The 21,037-nt window shown below is 70.0% G+C and carries 23 protein-coding genes; 12 read left to right on the forward strand and 11 right to left on the reverse strand.

All coding sequences use genetic code 11. The features are described 5' to 3' along the window. The first annotated feature begins 1 nt into the window (after position 1). Genes pgsA through LPB142_RS02750 form a run of 3 tightly spaced genes read left to right on the forward strand, consistent with a single transcriptional unit; the run spans position 2 to position 1,317 of the window. Complete coding sequence (gene pgsA, locus LPB142_RS02740) at positions 2 to 631, forward strand: CDP-diacylglycerol--glycerol-3-phosphate 3-phosphatidyltransferase (protein ID WP_071165443.1); 630 nt, start codon at positions 2 to 4, stop codon at positions 629 to 631. Further along, positions 624 to 872 carry a molybdopterin converting factor subunit 1 gene (moaD, locus tag LPB142_RS02745; protein WP_071165444.1) on the forward strand — a complete coding sequence of 83 codons (249 nt, stop codon included), beginning with the start codon at positions 624 to 626 and terminating at the stop codon, positions 870 to 872. Before pgsA ends, moaD begins: the two co-directional genes overlap by 8 nt. A 1-nt stretch (position 873) precedes the next feature. Beyond that, entirely contained in the window at positions 874 to 1,317 is a 444-nt protein-coding gene (locus LPB142_RS02750; RefSeq protein ID WP_071165445.1) for a molybdenum cofactor biosynthesis protein MoaE, read from the forward strand. Here the strand turns inward: LPB142_RS02750 and plsY are convergent, their stop codons facing one another. From plsY to LPB142_RS02775, 5 genes are read right to left on the reverse strand one after another with little or no spacing between them, the layout of a single operon-like run. After that, positions 1,318 to 1,908, reverse strand: coding sequence for a glycerol-3-phosphate 1-O-acyltransferase PlsY (gene plsY, locus LPB142_RS02755; protein WP_068766157.1), 591 nt, complete (start codon positions 1,906 to 1,908; stop codon positions 1,318 to 1,320). It lies immediately after the preceding gene. 3 nt (positions 1,909 to 1,911) lie between these two features. Further along, positions 1,912 to 3,189: a dihydroorotase gene (gene pyrC, locus LPB142_RS02760; RefSeq protein ID WP_071167098.1), complete on the reverse strand. Its 1,278-nt coding sequence runs from the start codon at positions 3,187 to 3,189 to the stop codon at positions 1,912 to 1,914. 30 nt (positions 3,190 to 3,219) lie between these two features. Next, entirely contained in the window at positions 3,220 to 3,777 is a 558-nt protein-coding gene (locus LPB142_RS02765) for a hypothetical protein (RefSeq protein ID WP_071165446.1), read from the reverse strand. After that, positions 3,774 to 4,259, reverse strand: a complete 486-nt coding sequence (locus tag LPB142_RS02770) for a hypothetical protein (protein ID WP_071165447.1) — start codon at positions 4,257 to 4,259, stop codon at positions 3,774 to 3,776. The genes LPB142_RS02765 and LPB142_RS02770 overlap by 4 nt, the downstream gene beginning before the upstream one ends. Then, positions 4,252 to 5,217 carry an aspartate carbamoyltransferase catalytic subunit gene (locus tag LPB142_RS02775; RefSeq protein WP_068766153.1) on the reverse strand — a complete coding sequence of 322 codons (966 nt, stop codon included), beginning with the start codon at positions 5,215 to 5,217 and terminating at the stop codon, positions 4,252 to 4,254. The genes LPB142_RS02770 and LPB142_RS02775 overlap by 8 nt, the downstream gene beginning before the upstream one ends. Positions 5,218 to 5,325: 108 nt before the next feature. Here LPB142_RS02775 and LPB142_RS02780 point away from each other — a divergent pair, with 108 nt between their 5' ends. From LPB142_RS02780 to LPB142_RS02790, 3 genes are all read left to right on the forward strand, one after another. Next, positions 5,326 to 6,147: a uracil-DNA glycosylase gene (locus LPB142_RS02780; protein ID WP_071165448.1), complete on the forward strand. Its 822-nt coding sequence runs from the start codon at positions 5,326 to 5,328 to the stop codon at positions 6,145 to 6,147. 108 nt (positions 6,148 to 6,255) lie between these two features. Further along, positions 6,256 to 7,548, forward strand: coding sequence for an efflux RND transporter periplasmic adaptor subunit (locus LPB142_RS02785; RefSeq protein ID WP_071165449.1), 1,293 nt, complete (start codon positions 6,256 to 6,258; stop codon positions 7,546 to 7,548). 1 nt (position 7,549) lies between these two features. Next, positions 7,550 to 10,978, forward strand: a complete 3,429-nt coding sequence (locus tag LPB142_RS02790) for an efflux RND transporter permease subunit (protein ID WP_083392578.1) — start codon at positions 7,550 to 7,552, stop codon at positions 10,976 to 10,978. On the opposite strand, the gene LPB142_RS02795 is transcribed toward LPB142_RS02790, so the two are convergent. Beyond that, positions 10,959 to 11,747, reverse strand: a complete 789-nt coding sequence (locus tag LPB142_RS02795) for a protein-disulfide reductase DsbD domain-containing protein (RefSeq protein WP_071165450.1) — start codon at positions 11,745 to 11,747, stop codon at positions 10,959 to 10,961. The genes LPB142_RS02790 and LPB142_RS02795 overlap by 20 nt on opposite strands. Positions 11,748 to 11,902: 155 nt before the next feature. Between LPB142_RS02795 and LPB142_RS02800 the strand changes: the two genes are divergently transcribed. After that, positions 11,903 to 12,463 (forward strand): YqgE/AlgH family protein, encoded by a 561-nt coding sequence (locus tag LPB142_RS02800; protein ID WP_068766503.1) that lies wholly within the window; start codon positions 11,903 to 11,905, stop codon positions 12,461 to 12,463. 122 nt (positions 12,464 to 12,585) lie between these two features. Here LPB142_RS02800 and LPB142_RS02805 read toward each other — a convergent pair whose 3' ends face one another. Then, positions 12,586 to 13,545, reverse strand: coding sequence for an L-threonylcarbamoyladenylate synthase (locus tag LPB142_RS02805; protein WP_068766149.1), 960 nt, complete (start codon positions 13,543 to 13,545; stop codon positions 12,586 to 12,588). Positions 13,546 to 13,666: 121 nt separating this feature from the next. Between LPB142_RS02805 and LPB142_RS02810 the strand changes: the two genes are divergently transcribed. The 3 genes from LPB142_RS02810 to LPB142_RS02820 all read left to right on the forward strand — a co-directional run bounded on the left by LPB142_RS02810 (position 13,667) and on the right by LPB142_RS02820 (position 17,167). Further along, the gene (locus tag LPB142_RS02810) at positions 13,667 to 15,358 is read left to right on the forward strand and encodes an acyl-CoA dehydrogenase (protein ID WP_071165451.1); all 1,692 of its coding nucleotides are present in this window, start codon (positions 13,667 to 13,669) and stop codon (positions 15,356 to 15,358) included. After that, the gene (locus tag LPB142_RS02815) at positions 15,355 to 16,401 is read left to right on the forward strand and encodes an MBL fold metallo-hydrolase (protein ID WP_232230956.1); all 1,047 of its coding nucleotides are present in this window, start codon (positions 15,355 to 15,357) and stop codon (positions 16,399 to 16,401) included. Before LPB142_RS02810 ends, LPB142_RS02815 begins: the two co-directional genes overlap by 4 nt. 136 nt (positions 16,402 to 16,537) lie before the next feature. After that, positions 16,538 to 17,167 (forward strand): hypothetical protein, encoded by a 630-nt coding sequence (locus LPB142_RS02820; RefSeq protein ID WP_071165452.1) that lies wholly within the window; start codon positions 16,538 to 16,540, stop codon positions 17,165 to 17,167. Between the two features lie 3 nt (positions 17,168 to 17,170). On the opposite strand, the gene LPB142_RS02825 is transcribed toward LPB142_RS02820, so the two are convergent. Beyond that, a complete protein-coding gene (locus LPB142_RS02825) occupies positions 17,171 to 17,503 on the reverse strand; it encodes an AzlD domain-containing protein (RefSeq protein ID WP_071165453.1) in 333 nt (110 codons plus the stop codon). Then, positions 17,500 to 18,213 (reverse strand): AzlC family ABC transporter permease, encoded by a 714-nt coding sequence (locus LPB142_RS02830; RefSeq protein WP_071165454.1) that lies wholly within the window; start codon positions 18,211 to 18,213, stop codon positions 17,500 to 17,502. Before LPB142_RS02830 ends, LPB142_RS02825 begins: the two co-directional genes overlap by 4 nt. 143 nt (positions 18,214 to 18,356) lie before the next feature. Between LPB142_RS02830 and mobA the strand changes: the two genes are divergently transcribed. Further along, a complete protein-coding gene (gene mobA, locus LPB142_RS02835; protein WP_071167101.1) occupies positions 18,357 to 18,899 on the forward strand; it encodes a molybdenum cofactor guanylyltransferase MobA in 543 nt (180 codons plus the stop codon). Further along, a complete protein-coding gene (locus LPB142_RS02840; RefSeq protein WP_068766144.1) occupies positions 18,896 to 19,486 on the forward strand; it encodes a GNAT family N-acetyltransferase in 591 nt (196 codons plus the stop codon). The genes mobA and LPB142_RS02840 overlap by 4 nt, the downstream gene beginning before the upstream one ends. Before the next feature lie 2 nt (positions 19,487 to 19,488). Here the strand turns inward: LPB142_RS02840 and LPB142_RS02845 are convergent, their stop codons facing one another. After that, entirely contained in the window at positions 19,489 to 20,532 is a 1,044-nt protein-coding gene (locus LPB142_RS02845) for a hypothetical protein (RefSeq protein WP_156894295.1), read from the reverse strand. A gap of 27 nt (positions 20,533 to 20,559) precedes the next feature. Continuing rightward, the gene (greA, locus tag LPB142_RS02850; RefSeq protein ID WP_068766142.1) at positions 20,560 to 21,030 is read right to left on the reverse strand and encodes a transcription elongation factor GreA; all 471 of its coding nucleotides are present in this window, start codon (positions 21,028 to 21,030) and stop codon (positions 20,560 to 20,562) included. Positions 21,031 to 21,037 lie beyond the last annotated feature (7 nt).

Here is a 21,037-nt window from a genome sequence, read left to right on the forward strand (position 1 = left end):
CATGACCTGGACCGTGCCCAATATCCTCACCCTGCTTCGCCTCCTCGCCGCGCCCGGCGTGGCGGTGATGTTTCTCTATTTCCACCGGCCCTGGGCGGATTGGTTCGCGCTGATCCTGTTCATTCTCGCCGCCGTCACCGACTGGTTCGATGGCTATCTCGCGCGGCTGTGGAAACAGGAAAGCAAGTTCGGCGCGATGCTCGACCCGATCGCCGACAAGGCGATGGTGGTGATCGCGCTGGTGGTGCTGACCGGCTATTCGGGCATGAACCCCTGGCTGATCCTGCCCGCGACCGTGATCCTCTTCCGCGAGGTCTTCGTTTCGGGGCTGCGCGAATATCTGGGCGCCGATGCCGGGCGGCTGAAGGTCACCAAGCTCGCGAAATGGAAGACCACGACGCAGATGATCGCGATTGCGGTGCTGTTTCTGGGCACCGGGCTGAATTACCTCGAACAGGGGCGCGCGCCGCGGGCGGGCGAGGGCGATCTGCCCTCGGGGCTGTCGCCGGCCGATATGGCCAACCATGTCGGGCTCGGGCTGATCTGGGTGGCGGCGCTTTTGACCGCGATCACCGGCTGGGATTATTTCTCCAAGGCGCGGCCCTACCTCAAGGACCATCGCCATGGTTGAGGTCGTCTATTTCGCCTGGGTGCGCGAGCGGATCGGCCTGCCGCGCGAGCGCGTCGAGACCGGCGCCGCGACGGTGGCGGATCTCGTCGCCGAGCTTGCCGCGCGCGAGCCGCGGTACGCGGCGGCCTTCGCCGACCTCGGCGCGCTGCGCGTGGCGCTCGATCAGGAGCTCGCCGAGTTCGACGCGCCGCTCGCGGGCGTGCGCGAGGTGGCGTTCTTTCCGCCGATGACGGGCGGCTGAGATGAAGATCTCGGTGCAGGAGGCCCCCTTCGACGCGGGCGCCGAGATCGCCGCCTTTGGCGCGGGCCGGGCCGATATCGGCGCGGTCGTGACCTTCACCGGGCTGGTGCGCGACGATACCGGCGCGCTTGAGGCGCTCGAGCTCGAACATTACCCCGGCATGACCGAACGCGCGATCGCCAAGATCGCCGAGGAGGCCGTGGCGCGCTGGGCGCTCGCGGACTGTCTGGTGATCCACCGCCATGGGCGGCTTGCGGTGGGCGAGGCGATCATGATGGTCGCCACCGCCGCACGCCACCGCGTCGCGGCCTTCGAGGCGGCGGAATTCCTGATGGATTACCTGAAATCCCGCGCGCCCTTCTGGAAGAAGGAACATGGCCCCGGCGGCGAGACCGGATGGGTCGCCGCCAAGGACGCCGACGAGGCCGCGCTCAAACGCTGGTGATCAGCCCTTCTTGCCGATCTTCGGCTCGGTCCCGGCGAGGATCCGCGCGATATTGGGCCGGTGGCGCCAGAAGACGACCGCCGTCATCAGGCTCGCCGCGATGGCGAGCCCCGCGGGCCCGGTAAACCAGGCAAAGCCGCTCGCCACCAGCGCCGCGATCAGCGCCGAGAGCGAGGAGATGCGGAACGCGGCCGCCGCCGCGAGCCAGCTCGCGCAAGCCACGAGCCCCACCGGCCAGGCCAGCGCGATCAGCGTGCCGAGGAAGGTCGCAACCCCCTTGCCGCCCTGAAAGCGCAGCCAGACCGGGAAGCAATGCCCGAAGAAGGCCGCCACGCCCGCAAGCTCGGCCTCCGCCTCGCCAAAGAGCGCCCGCGCGAGCAGGACCGCGATCGCGCCCTTGCCGCTGTCGAGCAGGAGCGTGGCGAGGGCCGCGCCCTTGTGGCCGGTGCGCAGGACATTGGTCGCGCCGATATTGCCCGAGCCGATCTGGCGCAGATCGCCAAGCCCGAGCGCGCGGGTGATCACGAGGCCGAAGGGCACCGAGCCGAGCAGATAGCCGCCGATCAGCGCCGCGAGAGAGGTCAGATCCATCGCTCAGCCCTCCGCCGCGTCAAAGACCTTGCGCCCGGCGACGAAGGTCGCGCGCACGCGGCCCTCCATCCGGGCGCCGTCGAACGGGGTGTTCTTCGATTTCGACTGCAGCGAGAAACGGTCGAGCACGAAGGGCGCATCGGGGTCGAAGAGCACGAGATCGGCCGGCGCGCCCTCGGCGATGCGGCCCTGCGCGAGGCCGAGCCGGCGCGCGGGGTTGAGCGCCATCGCCCGGAAGAGCTGCGGCAGGCTGAGCGCGCCCGCGTGGTAAAGCCGCAGCGCCGCGGGCAGGAAGGTCTCGAGCCCGACCGCGCCCGAAGACGCCGCCTCGAAGGGCAGGCGCTTGCTTTCCTCATCGGCGGGCGTGTGCATCGAGGAGATGATGTCGATCACCCCATCGGCGAGCGCCGCGACCATCGCGAGGCGGTCTTCCTCCGAGCGCAGCGGCGGGGTGAGCTTGAAGAAGGTGCGGTAATCGCCCACGTCGAATTCGTTGAGCGTGAGGTGATGGATCGAGATCCCCGCGGTGACATCGAGCCCGGCCTCCTTGGCACGGGCGAGCGCGGGCAGTGCGCGCGCGGTGGTGATCTGATCGGCGTGATAGCGCACGCCCGTCATCTCGACGAGGGCGAGGTCGCGCTCGAGCCCGATCCGCTCGGCCATCGGGCTGACGCCGGGCAGGCCGCGCAGGCTGGCGAATTTCCCCGAGGTGCAGGCCGCGCCCGCCGAGAGGCCGGGCTCCTGCGGGTGACCGATCACCAGCGCGCCGAGGCTGCGCGCATAGGTGAAGGCGCGCGAGAGCACCTTGGCGTCGGTGGTGACCGCATCGGCGTCGGTGAAGGCCACCGCGCCCGCATCGAGCAAAAAGCCGATCTCGGTCATCTCGCGGCCCTCGCGGGCCTTGGTCAGCGCCGCCATGTGGCGGATCCGCACCGGCGCCTCCGCCGCGCGGCGGGTCACGAATTCGAGCGTCTCGGGCGTGTCGATCGCGGGCAGGGTATCGGGCCGGGCGATCACCGTGGTGACGCCGCCGGCGGCGGCCGCGCGCCCGGCGGTGCGGAAGCTCTCGCGGTGGCGCTCGCCCGGCTCGCCGATCTTGACGCCGATATCGACGATCCCCGGCGCGAGGCAGAGGCCGCCGCAATCGACCACCTCGGCGCCCGCCGGCGCCGCCATCGCGCCGATCGCGGCGATGATGCCGTTGTCGACGACGAGATTGGCGCGGGTCTCGGTCAGGGCCTCGGGGTCGATCAGGCGGGCGTTTTCAAAGAACAGGGTCATCGGGAGCCTCATGGAAACAGGTGCGGGCGGTCATGACTGCATCTGGATTTGCCGCAGGAGCCGGAGCACCTGCTCCGCCTCCGCGATGTTTTCGAAACCGGCGCGGAAGGTCTTGTGCTCGCCGTCGCTGTCCTCGAGGGACTGGCTGTGGAACCAGACAGAGCCGGCGCGGCGGGTGGTCCTGAGCTCGAGCTCGCCGCTTTTCTGGATCGGGTAGACCGAGAGCGCGCGCCCCCAATAGCGGCGCGCGATATAGGCCGCGCGGGAGGAGAGCGCATAGCGCACCCGCTTGTGCGCGAGCACCGCCATCAGCCATTGGCCGATCAGGCAGAAGAGCCCGATGCCCAGAAATGGCAGCCCGAAGCAGAAGCCCACGAAAGCGCCGAGCCGGTCGAGCACGGTCGCGGCCTCGAGAAGGCCGAAGCGCGCGGTGTGATAGGTCAGCCAGAGGCCCGCCGCGAAAAACGGCACGCCGAGCAGCATGTAGAGCAGATGCGGCGCCCAGCGATGGATGCCGGGCAGGGGCGCGCCTTGCCACAGGAGGGTTTCTCCGGGCAGGAAGTAGTCTTCCCAGCGCGCCGCGCTCATCGCGCCACCTTGGCGCGTTTGGCGCGCGCCGCCTCGATCTCGGCCACCACCGCCGCGCCATCGGCGAGATGTTTGATCAGGTGCTTGGCCCCCGAGGTGGTGACGATCTGCACATCGCCCATCAGCCGCCGCACGGTCTTGATCTCGAGCAGCATCACCGCGCGCCCCTGCGGCCCGACGAGCCGCTTTTGCGTCAGCCGCCAGCGCCGCGCGAAGACCTCGGAGCGAAACCAGGCCGTGCGCGCCACCATGCCGATCACGATCGCGGGCGCGGCGATCGGGAGCTGATCGAAATTGCCCATGAAATAGAGGATCACCGCCACCAGCACGATCGTGATCGCCGTGATCCAGCCCGCATCGACCCAATAGCGGCGCGGGTCGGGGGCATAGGTCGCGAGCACTTTCTCGCCCTCGTCGAGCGGCGCCTCGCTGTCGGGGCCGGGGCGGTAGTTGTGAACCTCGTCGCGGCGGATCTCAGACATATTGCCCCTCGACCAGCGCCCGGCCCCGCTCGGCGCGCAGGTTCTGCGCCAGAAGATCCATCACCGCCATCCGCACCGCCACGCCCATCTCGACCTGCTCCTGAATGACCGAGCGGTTGATGTCATCGGCGATCGTGCCGTCGATCTCGACGCCGCGGTTCATCGGCCCAGGGTGCATCACGATCGCATCGGGTTTCGCGCAGGCGAGCTTCTCGGCGTCGAGCCCGTAGCGGTGGAAATATTCGCGCTCCGAGGGGATGAAGCCGCCGTCCATCCGCTCGCGTTGCAGCCGCAGCATCATCACCACATCGGCGCCCTCGAGCCCCGCGCGCATGTCGTCATAGACCTCGCAGCCGAACTCGCCGATCCCCGCGGGCATCAGCGTCGGCGGCCCGACGAGGCGCACCCGGTTTTCCATCTTGCCGAGCAGGATCAGGTTCGAGCGCGCCACCCGGCTATGGGCGACATCGCCGCAGATCGCGACGGTGAGGCGCTGGATCCGGCCCTTGGCGCGCTTGATCGTCAGCGCATCGAGCAGCGCCTGCGTCGGGTGCTCGTGCTTGCCATCGCCCGCGTTGATCACCGCGCAATTGACCTTCTGCGCGAGCAGGTCGACCGCGCCGGAATGGGGGTGGCGCACCACCAGCAGATCGGGGTGCATCGCGTTGAGCGTCAGCGCCGTGTCGATCAGCGTCTCGCCCTTCTTCACGCTCGAATTCTGCATCGACATGTTCATCACATCCGCGCCGAGCCGCTTGCCCGCGAGCTCGAAGCTCGATTGCGTGCGCGTCGAATTCTCGAAGAACATGTTGATCTGGGTGAGCCCCGCCAGCACATCGGTGCGTTTCACCGTGCGGCGGTTGAGGTCGACATAGCGGTCGGCCAGATCGAGGACGGTGCGGATGTCCTCCTGGCTGAGATGTTCGATGCCCAGAAGGTGCCTTGCGCGGAATGTCATCGCGGCCTCCGATGTTGTCCGGGGCCGTATATGGCAAATGCGGGGGCGCGCGTAAAGCGCGAAGGGCGGCGGCTTTACCTTGGGCGGGGGGCGCTTTAGCTTGGCGCGATGGAGAGTCGCGCCGAGATTGATTATTACGCCGCCCTCGCCGCGCTCGAATGGCAGATCGAGCTCGGGGTGGATGCGGCTGTGCTCGATGAGCCGGTCGATGCCTATGGGCTGCCCGAGGCGCTGGCGCGGCCCGCGGCGCCGGCCCCGCCCGCGCGGGAGGCAGCACCCGGGGGGGCGGCCGCGGCGCCGGTCTTGCGGGTGGTCGAGGGGCCCGATCCGGTGGCGGTGGCGCGGGCGGCGGCAGGCGCGGCGCGCGATCTCGCCGCGCTGGCCGAGGCGGTCGCGGGGTATGAGCTCTGTGATCTGAAGAAGGGCGCGCGGAGCACGGTCTTTGCCGATGGCAACCCGGGCGCGCGGGTGATGATCATCGGCGAGGCGCCCGGCCGCGACGAGGATTTGCAGGGCAAGCCCTTCGTCGGCCGCGCGGGCCAGCTTCTCGACCGGATGTTCGGCGCGATCGGGCTGGCGCGCGGGGCGCCCGATGCGCTGGCCGCGCTTTATATCACCAATGTCCTGCCCTGGCGCCCGCCGGGCAACCGCGACCCCGAGCCCGCCGAGATCGCGCAGATGCTGCCGTTTCTGGCGCGCCATGTCGAGCTTGCCGACCCCGATCTGATCGTGTTGATGGGCAATGCGGCCTGCGCGGCGGCGCTGGGCCAGCGCGGCATCTTGCGGCTGCGCGGCACCTGGGCCGAGGCCTTTGGCCGGCCCGCCTTGCCGATGACCCACCCCGCCTATCTCTTGCGCCAGCCCGCGGCCAAGCGCGAGGCCTGGGCGGATCTGCTGAGCCTGCGCGCGCGGCTCGATGCGGCGGGCTGACGATTGCGTGATTTCGGGCCGGCGCGGCCTTCCGCCGCGTAGGATCGTCGCTATCGTGACCGTAAACGGAAAGCGCGGGCCACGAGCCGCCCGCAATGAGGAGGGTCGATGCGGTTTCTGACGCGCAGCCTGACGGGGCTGTTTCTGCTGGCGCTGACGCTGGGGCTTCTGGCGGCGGCGGGCTATGCGATCAGCGCGGCGCTCGCGGCGCGCGCGGCGAAGGGGCCGGGGCCGGGGATGGCGCGCGAGCGGGTCTTCGCGGCCAATGTGCTCGCGCTCGACTTCCGTCAGATCACGCCCGAACTCACCGCCTATGGCGAGGTGCGCGCCGCGCGCCGGCTCGAGCTGCGGGCCGCGGCGGCGGGCACGGTGGCCGAGCTCGCGCCCGAATTCGCCGAGGGCGCGCAGGTCGCCGCGGGCACGCTTCTGGTGCGGCTTGACCCGGCCGAGGCGCGCGCGGCGCGCGATTCAGCCGCCGCTACCGTCTCCGAGGCCGAGGCGGCGCTGGCGCTGGCGCGGCGCACGGTGGAGATCGCGGGCGATGATCTCGCGGCGGTGGTCCGCCAGGCCGAGCTGCGCGGCTTGGCGCTCGAGCGCCAGCGCGCGATCGACGCGCGCGGCATCGGGCGCGCGGTCGATACCGAGGCCGCCGAGCTCGCGCAGAGCGCGGCCGATCAGGCGGTTCTGTCGAAACGCTCGGCGCTGTCCTCGGCCGAGGCCGCCCGCGATCAGGCCGAAACCGCCCTCGCGCGCGCGCGCATCGCGCTTTCCGAGGCCGAGCGGCGGCTTGCGGAGACCGAGATCCGCGCCGAATTTGCCGGCCAGCTCGCCAATGTCAGCGCGGTGCGCGGCGGGCTCGTCTCGACCAATGAAATGCTCGGCGAGTTGATTGACCCGCGCGCGCTCGAGGTCGCCTTCCGGGTCTCGAACGCGCAATTTGCGCGGCTGACCGATGCGGCGGGGGTGCTGATCCCGGCCGATGTGCGGGTGCGGCTCGATCTGCAGGGCCGCGCGCTCGAGCTGCCTGCGCGGCTCGTGCGGGTGGGCGCCGAGACCGGCGAGGGCCTCGCCGGGCGGCTTCTCTTCGCGCAGGTCGATCCGGGCGCGGCGGGGCTGCGGCCGGGCGATTTCGTGACCGTGCATCTGAGCGAGCCGCCGCTCGAGAACGTGGCCGAAGTGCCGGCGGCGGCGGTGGGGGGCGATGGCAAGGTGCTGCTCCTCGGTCCCGAGGATCGGCTCGTCGAGGCGCCCGTCGAGATCCTGCGCCGGCAGGGCGATGCGGTGATCATCCGCGCTGCGGGCCTCGCGCCGGGGCAGGAGATCGTGGCCGAGCGCACGCCTCTCTTGGGCGCGGGGCTCAAGCTGCGCCCGATGCGCCCGGGCGCGCCAACGGGGGGCTGAGATGGACGAGCAGGAGATCGCCCGCGCGGCCAATGCCGCCGCCCGAGACGCCGCCCGCAGCGCAGGCGGCTTCGTCGCCGCCGGTGGCGAGCTGCCGCCCGCGCGCGGGCTGATCGGCCTCTTCACCCGCCACCGCACGCTCGCCAATATCCTGCTCGTGGTGCTCCTGTGCGCCGGCCTCGCGGTGATGCCGAAGATGCGCGCGCAGTTCTTCCCCGATTCGGTCACCGAGGAGGTCGAGGTCGCCGTCACCTGGGAGGGCGCGGGCGCCGAGGATGTCGACCGCGCCATCGTGCAGGTGCTCGAACCCTCGCTGATCGCGGTCGAAGGGGTGGCGAGCTCGGAGAGCCGCGCGACCGAGGGCTCGGCGCGGATCACGCTCGAATTCGAGCCGGGCTGGGATATGGGCCGCGCGGTGAGCGATGTCGAACAGGCGATCACCACCGCCGCCGACCTGCCCGAGGCCGCCGAGGCGCCCGAGGTCACCCGCGGCGTCTGGCGCGATACGGTGACCGATGTCGTCGTGACCGGCCCGCTCGCGCCCGAACAGCTCGGCCGGCTGACCGATGAGCTCGTCGTGCGGTTTTACGGCGCGGGGGTGACGCGCACCACGGTGCAGGGCTTCGCCGCGCCGCGCACGATCGTCGAGGTCTCGACGCCGGCGATGATGAAACATGATGTCACGCTCGCGCAGATCGCGGCGGTGATCGGCGCCGAGGCGGCGACGAGCCCGGCGGGCGATGTCGCGGGGGGGGCGGCGCGCGTGCGCACCGGCGAGGAGCGGCGCGAGGCGCGTGACCTCGCCCGGCTCGTGCTGCGCTCGAATGCGGATGGCTCGCAGCTTCTCCTCGGTGATGTCGCCACGATCCGCCCCGAGGGGGTCGACCGGGCGCGCGCCTATTTCGTCGGTCAACAGCCCGCGATGACGATCAATGTCTCGCGTTCGGCGGCGGGCGATGCGATCGCGCTGCAACGCGCGGTTGAGAAAACCGTCGCCGAGATGCGCCCGACGCTGCCCGCGGGCACCACGATCGACCTGGTGCGCACCCGCTCGAACCTGATCCTCGACCGGCTCAACCTGCTTGTGGGCAACGGCATCCAGGGCCTCGCGCTGGTGCTTCTGTTGCTCTTTCTCTTCCTCAACGCGCGCACGGCCTTCTGGGTCGCGATGGGCATCCCGACCTCGATGGCGGCGGCTCTGGCGGTGATGTATTTCTCCGGCATGACGATCAACATGATCTCGATCTTCGCGCTGATCCTGACCCTCGGGATCGTCGTCGATGACGCGATCGTGGTGGGCGAACACGCCGATTTCCGCGCCCGCGAGCTTGGCGAACACCCGGTGCTCGCCGCCGAACAGGGCGCGCGGCGGATGGCGGCGCCGGTCTTCGCCTCGACGCTGACCACGATCATCGCCTTCGCCGCGCTGATCCTGATCGGCGGGCAGATGGGGACGATGATCTACGACATCCCCTTCACCGTGATCGCCGTGCTTTCGGCTTCGCTGATCGAATGTTTTCTCATTCTGCCCAACCACATGGCCCATGCGCTGAGCCATACCGCCGAGGGCCGCTGGTATGACTGGCCCTCGCGCAAGGTCAATATCGGCCTCGAATGGGTGCGGGTGCGGCTGATGCGGCCCTTCACCCGGGCGGTGGTGCGCGCGCGCTATGCGGTGATCGCGCTTTGTATCGCGCTCCTGGCCTCGCAGGTGGCGCTGCTGATCTCGGGCAAGGTGCAGTGGCGGTTCTTCTCGGCGCCCGAGCAATCGACCGTGACCGGCAGCTTTTCGATGGTCGCGGGGGCCGCGCGCGCCGATACCGCGGCGCAGATGCGCGCATTGCAGGCCGCGGTCGAGGCGGTGGGCCAAAGCTATGAGGCCGAATATGGCACCAACCCCGTGCTCTATGCGCTGGCGCAGATCGGCGGCGCCTCGGGGCGCGCGCTGGCCTCGGCCGACAGCAAGGATACCGATCTCCTGGGCGCGATCTCGGTCGAGCTGATCGACGCCGATGACCGCCCCTATTCCAGCGCCGATTTCGTCGCGCGCCTGCAAGAGCGGGCCGAGCGCCACCCGCTGCTCGAGGAGCTGAGCTTCCGCAGCTATGGCATCGGGCCCGCGAGTGACGGGCTCTCGGTGCAGTTTTCGGGCGCCGAAAGCCGGGTGCTGAAGGCCGCGGCCGAGGATCTCAAGACCGCGCTGGCGGCCTTCCCCGAGGTTTCGGCGGTGGAGGATAACCTCGCCTATGACAAGGAGGAGCTGATCCTCGACCTCACGCCGCAGGGCGCGGCGCTGGGCTTCGATACCGATGCGCTCTCGCGCGAATTGCGCGCGCGCCTCAATGGCACCGAGGCCGCGACCTACCCCGATGGCGTGCGCTCGGCCGCGATCCGGGTCGAGATGCCCGAGGCGGAACGCGCCGCCGATTTCATCGAGCGGATGCAGATGCGCACCCCCGCGGGCGGCTGGGTGCCGCTCTCCGATATCGTCACGCTGCGCGCCGAAACCGGCTTCTCGACGATCCGCCGCGAGGACGGGCTGCGGCTCGTCGCGGTCACTGGCGATATCTCCGAGGACGACCCCGAGCGCGCCAATGCGATCACCCGCGCGCTCGAGACCGAGATCTTGCCGCGCATCGCCGAGGAGCGAGGCGTGGTCTGGATGCTCTCGGGCGCCGCCGAGCAGGAGCGCGATTTCATGGCCGATGCGATGCTCGGGCTCGGGCTTTGTCTCATCGGGATCTATATCGTGCTGGCCTGGATCTTTGCGAGCTGGACGCGGCCGATGGTGGTGATGTCGGTGATCCCCTTCGGGCTCGTCGGCGCGATCTGGGGGCATTACCTGTGGGATCTGCCGATGTCGATGTTTGCCGTCGTCGGCGCGCTCGGCATGTCGGGGATCATCATCAACGATGCGATCGTGCTGATCTCGACGGTGGATGAATATGCCGCGCGGCGCGGGGTCGTGCCGGCGATCGTCGATGCGGTGGCGGATCGGCTGCGGCCGGTGCTCTTGACCACGGCGACCACGGTTCTGGGGCTCGCGCCGCTCTTGTACGAGACCTCGAGCCAGGCGCTGTTTCTCAAGCCCACGGTGATCACGCTCGTCTATGGGTTGGGGTTCGGGATGGTGATCGTGCTGGTGGTTGTGCCGGCGATGCTCGCGGTGCAGCTCGACATCACCCGCCAGGTGCAGGCGATGCGGCTCGGCGCGCGGGTGCCGGGGCTGCGCGCGGTGCTCTGGGGGGCGAGTGGGGCGGTGGTGCTGGCCTTTGCCGCGACGCTCGGTCGGGCGATGCTCGCGGGCGAGGGGGTGGGCGGCGCGCTCGGGCTCTTCGCGGGGCTTGCGGGCGGGATCGCGCTGGCCGCGGGGGCCTTTGCGCCACGCTACCTGCGCGGCCGGGTCGGGCTCATTCGGGGCAGCCGTTGAACTCGACCGCGCCGGCCTCGGAGAGCACGGTGATCCGCAGATCGCGCTGATCGAGCGCGAAGGGCTGGGCATTTTCCGGCACGAATTCCGCCATCGCGACGAGGGTATCGCCCTCGCGATGCGCCACCGATTCCGAGACCCACATCGGCGTCGAGCGCAGCTCAAAGAGCGCCACCTGATCTGCCTCGGGCGGCAGGGTGATCCGGGCGGTGACCCGCATCCCGTCGCGGATCGGCTCGACGGCGCAGCGCGCGCCGCCCGGCATCTGCCGGGGTTGCTCGGTCAGCGCGGCGTTGATCATCGGATCGGGCGCGCCGGGGCCGAAGAGATCGCGCGAGACCGCGACCGAGACCGGCACGCAGATATCGTGGCAGATCCCCATCTCGAGATTGGCCGAGAGCTCGACGGGTCGGCGCGGGTCGGCGGGGGTGATCTCGAGCGGCAAGATCAGCTCGTTATGATAGCCCACCGAGCGCAGCCCGTTCTGGTCGAAGACCTCGGGCGCGGGCCAGTGGACCTCGACGCCCGCGACATTTTCCGAACTCGCGAAATTCAGGATCGGCGGGATGCCGGCATCGCCGGGGCTGCGCCAATAGGTTTTCCAGCCCTGATCGAGCGCGATGCGCAGCGCCGAGATCCGCTCGCCCGAGGGGGTTTGCCAGCCCTGCAAGAGCTCGACCCCCGCCATGCCGGGCGGCAGCGGGGCGTCTTGCGCGGCCAGCGGCGCGGCCAGCAGGAGAGCGATCGGAAGGGGCGCAAATCTGAACATACCTTCGGATACCGCCGCGAAGGGGGGCAGGCAAAGTCACAAACGCGCCAGTTCGCCGTTATGTGCAGCTTTGTCACAGGGGGGGCGCCTGCGGGGGCTTGATCGGCGCGGGGCGCGGGCACAGGTTAGGGGGGAGGCCACAGGTGGAGGCGGCGATGGATCTGACGGGGAAGCTTCTGATTGCGATGCCCGGGATGGGCGACGCGCGGTTTGAACATTCGGTGGTGGCGATTTGTGCGCATAGCCCTGAGGGGGCGATGGGGCTGATCGTCAACAAGCCCTTGCCGAAGCCCGGGATGGGCGACCTTCTGGGGCAGCTCGGGATCCAGATGGCGGCCTCGGACCGGCCGGATCGGGCGCCGATCCTGTTTGGCGGGCCGGTCGAGACCGGGCGGGGGTTCGTGCTCCACAGCCCCGAATGGCGCGGGGGCGAGCATGCGATGAAGGTCAGCGAGGGGCTCTCGATGACCGCGACGCGCGATATTCTCGAGGATATTGCCGCGGGGATGGGGCCTGAGCAGGCGGTGCTGGCGCTCGGCTATGCGGGCTGGGGGCCGGGGCAGCTCGAGGCGGAGATCCTCGACAACGGCTGGTTGATTGCCGAGGGCGATCCGGGGCTTGCGCTCGACGGCGATCACGCGACGAAGTGGACGCGCGCGCTGGCCGGGATGGGGATTGATCCGCGCACGCTCTCGGCGGCGGCGGGGCATGCCTGAGCGGGGGCTTGTCTGAGCGGGGCCAATTTCGAGCGGGGCCAATTTCGAGCGGGGAGGGGGCTCTGCCCCCGTCCTGCGGACCCCCCGGGATATTTTTGGCAAGATGAAAGGACGCCGTGCGCTCAGGGGCGCGGCGCGGCGGCGCGGCGGAGCCGGTCGTTGATCGCGCGGCCAAGTCCGTGATCGGGGACGGGGGCGACGGCGATGGTTTGGGCGCCGCGCGTGCGGGCGAGTTTGTCGGCCTCGCGCAGGGCGCCGAAGAGGGCGGCGGCGGCCTCGACGAGATCGCCCGAGGCGGAGAGCGTCAGATCGGCCGCGGGGCCGGGGCCGAAGCCGAGATAGATCTCGCCGAGGCGTTTTTCCGCGGCCGCGAGGCGCACCGCAGCGCCGGGCGCGTAATGCGAGGTGAGCTGGCCGGGCGCATTTGGTTTGGCGGCATCGCCGCCGGCTTCGAGCGGCTGGCCCAGCGCGGCCTCGAGTGCCTCGGCCGGCAGCCCGCCGGGTCGCAGCAGCCGGGGCGGCGCGAGCGACAGGATCGTCGACTCGACCCCCACCGCGCAGGGCCCGCCATCGACCACCGCCGCGATCCTGCCCGAGAGGCCTTCGAGGACATGATCGGCGGTGGTCGGGCTGACCTTGCCCGAGGGGTTGGCGGAGGGCGCGGCGAGCGGGCCGCCGAAGGCCTCGAGGAGCGCGCGCGCGACCGGATGGGCGGGCACCCGGATCGCGACCGTTTCGAGCCCGGCGGTGACGAGATCGGAGATCCCGGCCTCGGCGCGCAGCGGCAGCACCAGCGTCAGCGGCCCGGGCCAGAAGGCGCGGGCCAGCGCGCGCGCCTCATCGGAGAAAACCGCAATCTTTTCCGCCGCTTCGAGCGAGGGCAGATGGGCGATCAGCGGGTTGAACCGGGGCCGGCCCTTGGCCTCGTAAATGCGCGCGACCGCCGCGCCCGAGCGCGCATCGCCGCCCAAGCCATAGACCGTTTCGGTCGGGAAGGCGACGAGATCGCCCGCACGCAGCGCCACCGCCGCGGCGGCCAGGCCCGGCGCATCGGCCGCGAGACGTTGGGTTATCAGAGACATCGGCGGTTCGTGACGCTGCGTTGCGGTTGAAGGGGCCTGACCTTGCGGTAACTTGGCCCCGTGATTTTAGGACATACGCGCGCCGCCGCCTTTTGCCAAGCCGCGCGCAGGGGAGTAGCCAATGCCGTACCGTTCGCCCGTCGCCGAATTGCGTTTCATTCTCGACAAGGTCGTGCCGATGGAGTCCTTGAGCGCCACCGAGAAATTCGCCGAGGCCACCGGCGAGACGGTCGAGGCGATCCTGACGGAGGCCGCCAAGCTCTGTGACGAGGTGATGGCGCCGCTTCTGCGCAATGGCGATCTGCACCCGGCCAAGCTGGAAAACGGGGTCGTGCGGTCCTCGCCGGGCTTCAAGGAGGCCTATGAGCAGATCGCCGAGGGCGGCTGGGTCGGTATCGCGGCGCCGGAGGAATTTGGCGGCATGGGCCTGCCGCTGACGCTCTCGATCGCGGTCAATGACATGATGTCGGGGGCGAACCTCGCGCTCCAGCTCAACCCGCTTCTGACCCAGGGCCAGCTCGACGCGCTCGAGCATCACGCCTCGGACGAGATCAAGGCGCTTTACATGCCGAAGCTCGCCTCGGGGGTCTGGTCGGGCACGATGAACCTGACCGAGCCGCAGGCGGGTTCCGATGTGGGCGCACTGCGCTCGAAGGCCGAGCCGCTGGGCGATGGCACCTATGCGGTGACCGGCCAGAAGATCTTCATCTCCTGGGGTGATTCGGATCTCACCGAGAACGTCTGCCACCTGGTGCTCGCCCGTCTGCCCGATGGCGCGCCGGGCACGAAGGGGATCTCGCTCTTCATGGTGCCGAAATATATCCCCGACGAGAACGGCAACCCGGGGGTTGCGAACTCGCTCAAGGTCGTGTCGCTCGAGCACAAGATGGGTCTGCATGGCTCGCCGACCTGCGTGATGAGCTTCGAGGGCGCGAAGGGCTGGATGATCGACGGGCCGAACAAGGGCATGGCCGCGATGTTCACGATGATGAACAACGCGCGGCTGAACGTCGGCGTGCAGGGGATCGGGGTGGCCGAGGGCGCCTATCAGAAGGCGCTCGAATATGCCCGCGACCGGGTGCAGTTCAAGCCGATCATCGAGCATGCCGATGTGCGCCGGATGCTCGCCGAGATGAAGGCCGAGGTGTTCGCCGCGCGCTCGATCGCACTGGCTTGCGCGGTTTCGATCGACCTTGGCCATGCGCTGAAGGACGCGCATTGGGCGGCGCGCGCGGCGCTGCTGACGCCGATCGCCAAAGCCTATGGCACCGATGTCGGCATGTGGGTGTCCGACCAAGGGATCCAGGTTCATGGCGGCATGGGCTTCATCGAGGAGACCGGCGCGGCGCAATTCTACCGCGACGTGCGCGTCACCGCGATCTATGAGGGCACCAACGGCATCCAGTCGATGGACCTCGTCGGCCGCAAGATGATGGATGAGGGCAAGGCGGCGTTCCGGCTCCTGCAAGAGGTTGAGGACGAGGCCAAGGCCGCGCGCGAGACCATGCCGGATCTCGCCGAGGCGGTCTGGGAGGCGGCGGAATCGCTGCGCGAGCATACCGAATTCCTGCTGGGCCAGGATATCCAGGACCGCTTCGCCGGCTCGGTCGCTTACTTGCGCGCCTTCGCGCGGGTTCTGGGCGCGCATTACCACCTGCGTGCGGCGCTCGCCGGCGGCGAGGGCTCGGCCTATGCCAAGCTCGCCGCGGTTTATATCAAGCGCCTGCTGCCGCAATATGCCGCGGCGCTGGCCGAGGCCAAGGAAGGCGCGGCGGGGCTCTATGCTCTGAGCGCCGAAGATCTCGGCCTGTGAGCAAGGCGCCCGGGCGAGGGGGGCTGAGCTACCCCTTCCCCGAGCCGCCGGCCTTTGGTGAGGCCCTCGAGATCGCGCCCGGAGTTCTCTGGGCGCGTCTGCCTTTGCCGATGGCGCTCGATCACGTCAACGCTTTCGCGCTCGACGAGGGCGAGAGCTGGACGCTCGTCGACCCCGGGATGGATACCCGCGCCGGGCGCGCCGCGCTCGAGGCGCTGATCGCCGGGCCCTTGGGCGGGCGGCCCGTGGGCCGCGTCATCGTCACCCATTACCACCCCGATCATATCGGCCTCGCGGGCTGGTTGCAGGCGCGCGGCGCCGAACTCCTCACCACCCGCACCTCCTGGCTCTTCGCGCGGATGCTGACGCTCGATGTGCACCCGCTGCCGGTCGCCGAAACGCTCGAGTTCTGGCGCCGCGCCGGGATGGACCCGGAAATCCACGCCCGCCGCGCGGCCGAGCGGCCCTTCAACTTCGCCGATTGCGTGCACCCGCTGCCCTTGGGCTTCACCCGGATCGTCGAGGGCGATGTGATCGCGGCGGCGGGGCGGCGCTGGCGGGTGCGGGTGGGCGAAGGCCATGCGCCCGACCATGCGACGCTCTGGTCCGAGGACGATGATCTGATCCTCGGCGGCGATCAGCTTATGCCCTCGATCTCGGCCAATCTGGGCGTCTATGCGACCGAGCCGCTGGCCGACCCGGTGGCCGATTGGCTCGAAAGCTGCCGCCGTTTTCAGCCGCTCGCCGAGGCGCGGCACCTCGTTTTGCCCGGCCACAAGCTGCCCTTCACCGGGTTGCCGCTGCGGCTGCGGCAGATGATCGAGAACCACGAGGGCGCGCTCGCCCGGCTGCGCGGGCTGCTGGCCGAGGGGCCGCGCGCGGCGACCGGCTGTTTCCCCGCGCTCTTCAAACGCCCGATCGGCGAGGCGGAATATGGGCTCGCGCTGGTCGAGGCGGTGGCGCATCTCAACCATCTGATGCACCGCGGCGAGGTCACGCGCGAGGAGAGCGCCGCGGGGCCCTGGCTCTGGCGCCTCGTCTGAGGCGTTGCGCCGAGAGAACAGCGCGCGGCTTTCTCGCCCGCGCCGCCGCGCAGCGGTTGAACCCGCGCCCGATCTGGTGTTTTCAGGGCGGGTCGGCGCGCCGACATGTCACCGGGTTCACGAGGAGGTCAGGCAGATGCGCCGACTTATCATCTGTTTGGCTTTGCCGCTGTTTCTGGCCGCTTGCGAGGGCGGCAAACATGTCTGGGCCTCCGACGAGGCGGTGCGTGAGGCGGCCTTCGTCAGCGGCGAGCCGCCCTCGGTGACGCTCTTCACCGTGATCGGCACGACCACCGGCGGCGGCGGCCATTCGGCGCTGATGATCGACGGCACGCAGCGGGTGATCTTCGACCCGGCGGGCAGCTGGTATCACCCCTGGGTGCCCGAGCGCAACGATGTCGATTACGGCATCACCGAGCGGATGTACAAATTCTACATCGATTACCACGCCCGCGAGACCTGGTTCGTGCGCGAGCAGAAGGTGCCGGTGACGCTCGAACAGGCCGAGCTGATCCGCGCGCGCGCCGAGGCCGCGGGGCCGGTCGGCCAGATGTTCTGCGCCTCCTCCGTCTCGGGGATCTTGCATGATGTGCCGGGCTTCGAGAGCATCCCGCGCACGATGATGCCGCTCAAACTCTCCGCCGCCTTCGGCAAGCTGCCCGGCGTGACCACCGACGACCATTACGACAACGACCCCGATGACAATTCGGGGGTTCTGATGGTCGAGCAGGAAATCGCCAAACACGGCGCGCCGGAGCGGTTCTGAGCCTCAGCCGATCAGCCAGAGCCCGAGATAAAGCGCCGCGAGCCCGCCGAGGATCGCGGCGAGGGTGTTGCGGCTGAGCACGCCCACCGCGATCGTGACCACCGCCGCGATCAGCCGCGCGGGGTCGAAGGCGCCGCCCGTCGCGGTCGGCCAGATGACCAGCGGCGCGACCAGCCCCGGCAGCACCGCGACCGGCGTATAGCGCAGATAGCGCAGCGCCCAGGCCGGCAGCGGCCGCTTACCCGCGAGGCCAAGGAAGGAATAGCGCAGGAAAAACGTGCCGATCCCCATCACGATGATGATCGTCCAGATCTCGAGCGGGCTGTAGCCGGTCATCGCGCGGCCCCCCGCGCCATCCAGAGCTCGACCTGCGCGCCCGTCCCCATCGCCGCCACCGCCGCGATCAGGAGCCCGAGCCCCGAGGGCAGGAAGGCGAGCGCGAGCGCCACCCCCACCGAGACCGCCGCCGCCGCGACATGGGCGAAGCTGCGCAGCGCCGGGCCCAGCATCGCGAGGAAGGTGATCGGCGCCGCGAAATCGAGCGCGAATTCCGCCGGGATCGCCGCGCCCAGAACCGCGCCCGCCAGCGTCGAGACATACCATTGCGGGCAGATCGGCGTGCAGACCCCCGCGTAATAGGCGAGCTTCTCCGCGAGGCTCTGCTCGGGCGCGCGCTCATAATCGGCGATCGCCATCGCATAGGCCTGATCGACCATGAAATAGGCCACCAGAGATTTATGCCAGCGGCTCGCCGCCCCCAGATGCGGCGCGAGCGAGGCCGAATACATCGCCATGCGCAGGTTCACCGCGAGCGAGGTCAGAAGCACGAGGATCACCGGCGCATGATCGCTCATCAGCTGCACCGCGGTGAATTGCGAGGCCCCCGCGATCACCAGGATCGAAAAGCCCATCACCTCGGCGAGGTTGAGCCCGGCCTCGGTGCCGGCCACGCCGAAAAGCACGCCGAAAGGCACGATGACGAGCAAAAACGGCAGGCCATGGCGGAAACCGCGCCAATAGGCGGCGGAGAGGTTGGAGGAGCTCATTCGGACTTGTCTCGCGCAGCGGGTTACGGCAGTTCTAGGCGCGAGAGCAGGGCGCGCCAAGCGCCCTATTGTAACGGGTTCAATTCGGCCGGGGGGCGGCGGTGATCGCGGGTCTGATACTGGCCGGTGGGCAGGGGCGGCGGATGGGCGGCGTCGAGAAGGCGCTGCTCGATCTCGGCGGGCGCCCGCTTGCCGCGCATGTCGCGGGCCGGCTCGGGCCTCAGGTGGGGGCGCTGGCGCTCTCGGCCAATGGCCCGGCGGGGGTCTATGCGGGGCTGGGCTTGCCGGTTCTGGCCGATGCGCCCGGCACGCGGGGCGAGGGGCCGCTCTCGGGCGTGCTCGCGGGGCTGGCTTGGGCCGAGGACATTGGCGCCGAGGCTCTGGTGACGGTGGCCTGCGATACGCCTTTCCTGCCCGAGGATCTGGTCGCGCGGCTCGCGGCGCATCCGGGCGGCGCCTATGCCCGCGCGGGCGGGCGCGATCACCCGACCGCGGCGCTTTGGCCCTGCGCGGCACGGGGCGCGCTTGCGGCGCGCTTTGCGGGCGGCGAGCGGCGGATGCGGGCCGCCCTTTCCGGCGCGCATCCGGTCGAATTTGCCGCCCCGCCGGACCCGTTTGCCAACCTCAACACCCCCGAAGACCTCGCCGCCGCCGCCGCGCGCCTGGCCGCGGAGGGCGCCCGATGAGCCGGGAGTTCACGCTGCGCCACGGCGTCGCCCCCGCCCAGAGGATGCAGGCCGCGCAGCTCTACTGGCAGGCCTTCGGCCCGAAACTCGGCCGCGTGATGGGCCCCGAGCGCGCCGCGCTGACCTTCATCGAGCGGGTGATGAGCGAAAACCATGTGATCTCGGCCTCGGATGCGGCGGGCAATATCGTCGGCGTGATCGGCTATCGCACGCGCTCGGGCTCGTTCGTGGGCGGCACGCGGGGCGATCTGCGGGCGGTCTACGGGAGGTTCGGCGCGGCCTGGCGGGCGCTGGCGCTGGGCGTGCTCGCCACCGCGCTGCCGCCGCGCGCGATGATCGTCGACGGGCTCGCGGTGGCGGAGGGCTGGCGCGGGGTGGGGGTCGGCGCGGCGCTGATCGAGGCGCTCGCGCGCGAGGCCCGCACCCGCGGTTTTGCCGAGCTGCGCCTCGATGTGGTGGGCGAAAACCTGCGCGCCCGCGCGCTTTACGAGCGCCTCGGCTTTCGCGTCACCGAGCGCAGCGAGAGCCGCCTGACCCAGGCGATCTTCGATTTCCACACCGCTTTCGTGATGGTCCGCGCGCTCTGATCTCAGTCAAACGTGCCGGTCACCCGGCCAAGCAGCATGAAGGCGCGCGCGGTGCGGGTCTCGGCCAGCTCGGCGATCTCCTGATCCGAGGCGTTTTGCTCGAATTCGGAGAAGGTGCGGTCGAACTGGCGCAGGAAGTGATGCGCCGCGTCGCGGAAGATCGTGTCGCCGCGCATCCGCCCGGCCGTGAGCGCCAGCGACGAGCGGTCGCGCACCCCGCCGAGCGCCGCCATCTCGCGGCCGCGCTCGCCATGGGCAAAGCGGCGCCAGAGTTCCGGGCGGGCACGGTCGGGCTTGAGGTCATCCATGTAGATGCCGTCTTGCGAGAGCAGGTTGAGCACATCTTGCGCCGCGCGGATCAGCTTCGCCATCGTGCGGTCCTCGAGCGCGCGGCGCAGCGCGCGGAAGCCCTCGCGATCCTCGGCGTTATCGGGGAAATTCAGCGCACAGATGAAATCGGCCACCGACACCGGCTGCGCCAGCGCATCGGCCGGCGTGCCGAGCGCGAGCGCGGGCTGATCCTCGCCCGGCGCGGGCATGCGCGGCGCGGTCAGCGCGGCCTTGCGGTCGGCGGAGGGCTGGGTGACATGGGTGTCGCGGCGCGAGGTGAAGGTGACGATCGCGGTCTCGGCCTGACGCGCGGCGGCGGCGATCTCGTCGAGCTTCTTCTCCACCCGCTGGCCCGCGCGCGACTGGTTCTGCGCCAGCCAGGCCGCGCGCATCGCCTCGACGGTGGCCTTCAGCGCCTGCGCCTCGGCGCGCATCTCGCGCGCGGTGCGCGCGGTGACCGCCGCGACCCAGATCATCACGATCGGCAGCCCGATCGCAACGAGCGTCATCACCAGCGAGAGCGCATCGGTTTCCTGCCCGGGCGGCGGCTCGGGCAGCGTCAGCCAGAAGAGCCCGACCAGCGCCAGCCAGCCCGCGCTGAGCGCAAGCGCGATCACCTCGCTGCGCGAGATCAGCTTCGGCGCCGCCTCAAGCCGCGCCGGCACGCCCGCGATCGGGGCGGTCTCACCGGTCCGTTCCGGGGCAGGCTCGCTCATGCCGGACAGCCTTTCAGCTTGGATCGGTCAAATATACCGAACCGAGAGGATTTCGTAAGCCTTCGCGCCGCCCGGGGTGCGAACTTCGACGCTGTCGCCCTCGTCCTTGCCGATCAGCGCCCGCGCGAGGGGCGATTTGATGTTCAAAAGCCCGCGCTCGAGATCTGCCTCGGCCTCGCCGACGATCTGATAGGTGCGCTCCTCGCCGGTGTCTTCGTCCACGAGGGCCACCGTCGCGCCGAATTTCACCGAGCCCGAGAGCTTGGCGGTGTCGATCACCTCGGCGCGGCCGAGGATCGACTCGAGCTCCTTGATCCGGCCCTCGACAAAGCTCTGACGCTCGCGCGCGGCATGATATTCGGCGTTTTCCGACAGATCGCCATGTTCGCGCGCCTCGGCGATCGCCTTGATCACCGCGGGGCGTTCGACCGTTTTCAGGCCTTTGAGTTCGTCGTCGAGCACGTCGTACCCGGCGCGCGTCATCGGAATCTTTTCCATGGGAGCC

The organism is Rhodobacter xanthinilyticus, assembly GCF_001856665.1.
Classification (GTDB): Bacteria; Pseudomonadota; Alphaproteobacteria; order Rhodobacterales; family Rhodobacteraceae; genus Rhodobacter; species Rhodobacter xanthinilyticus.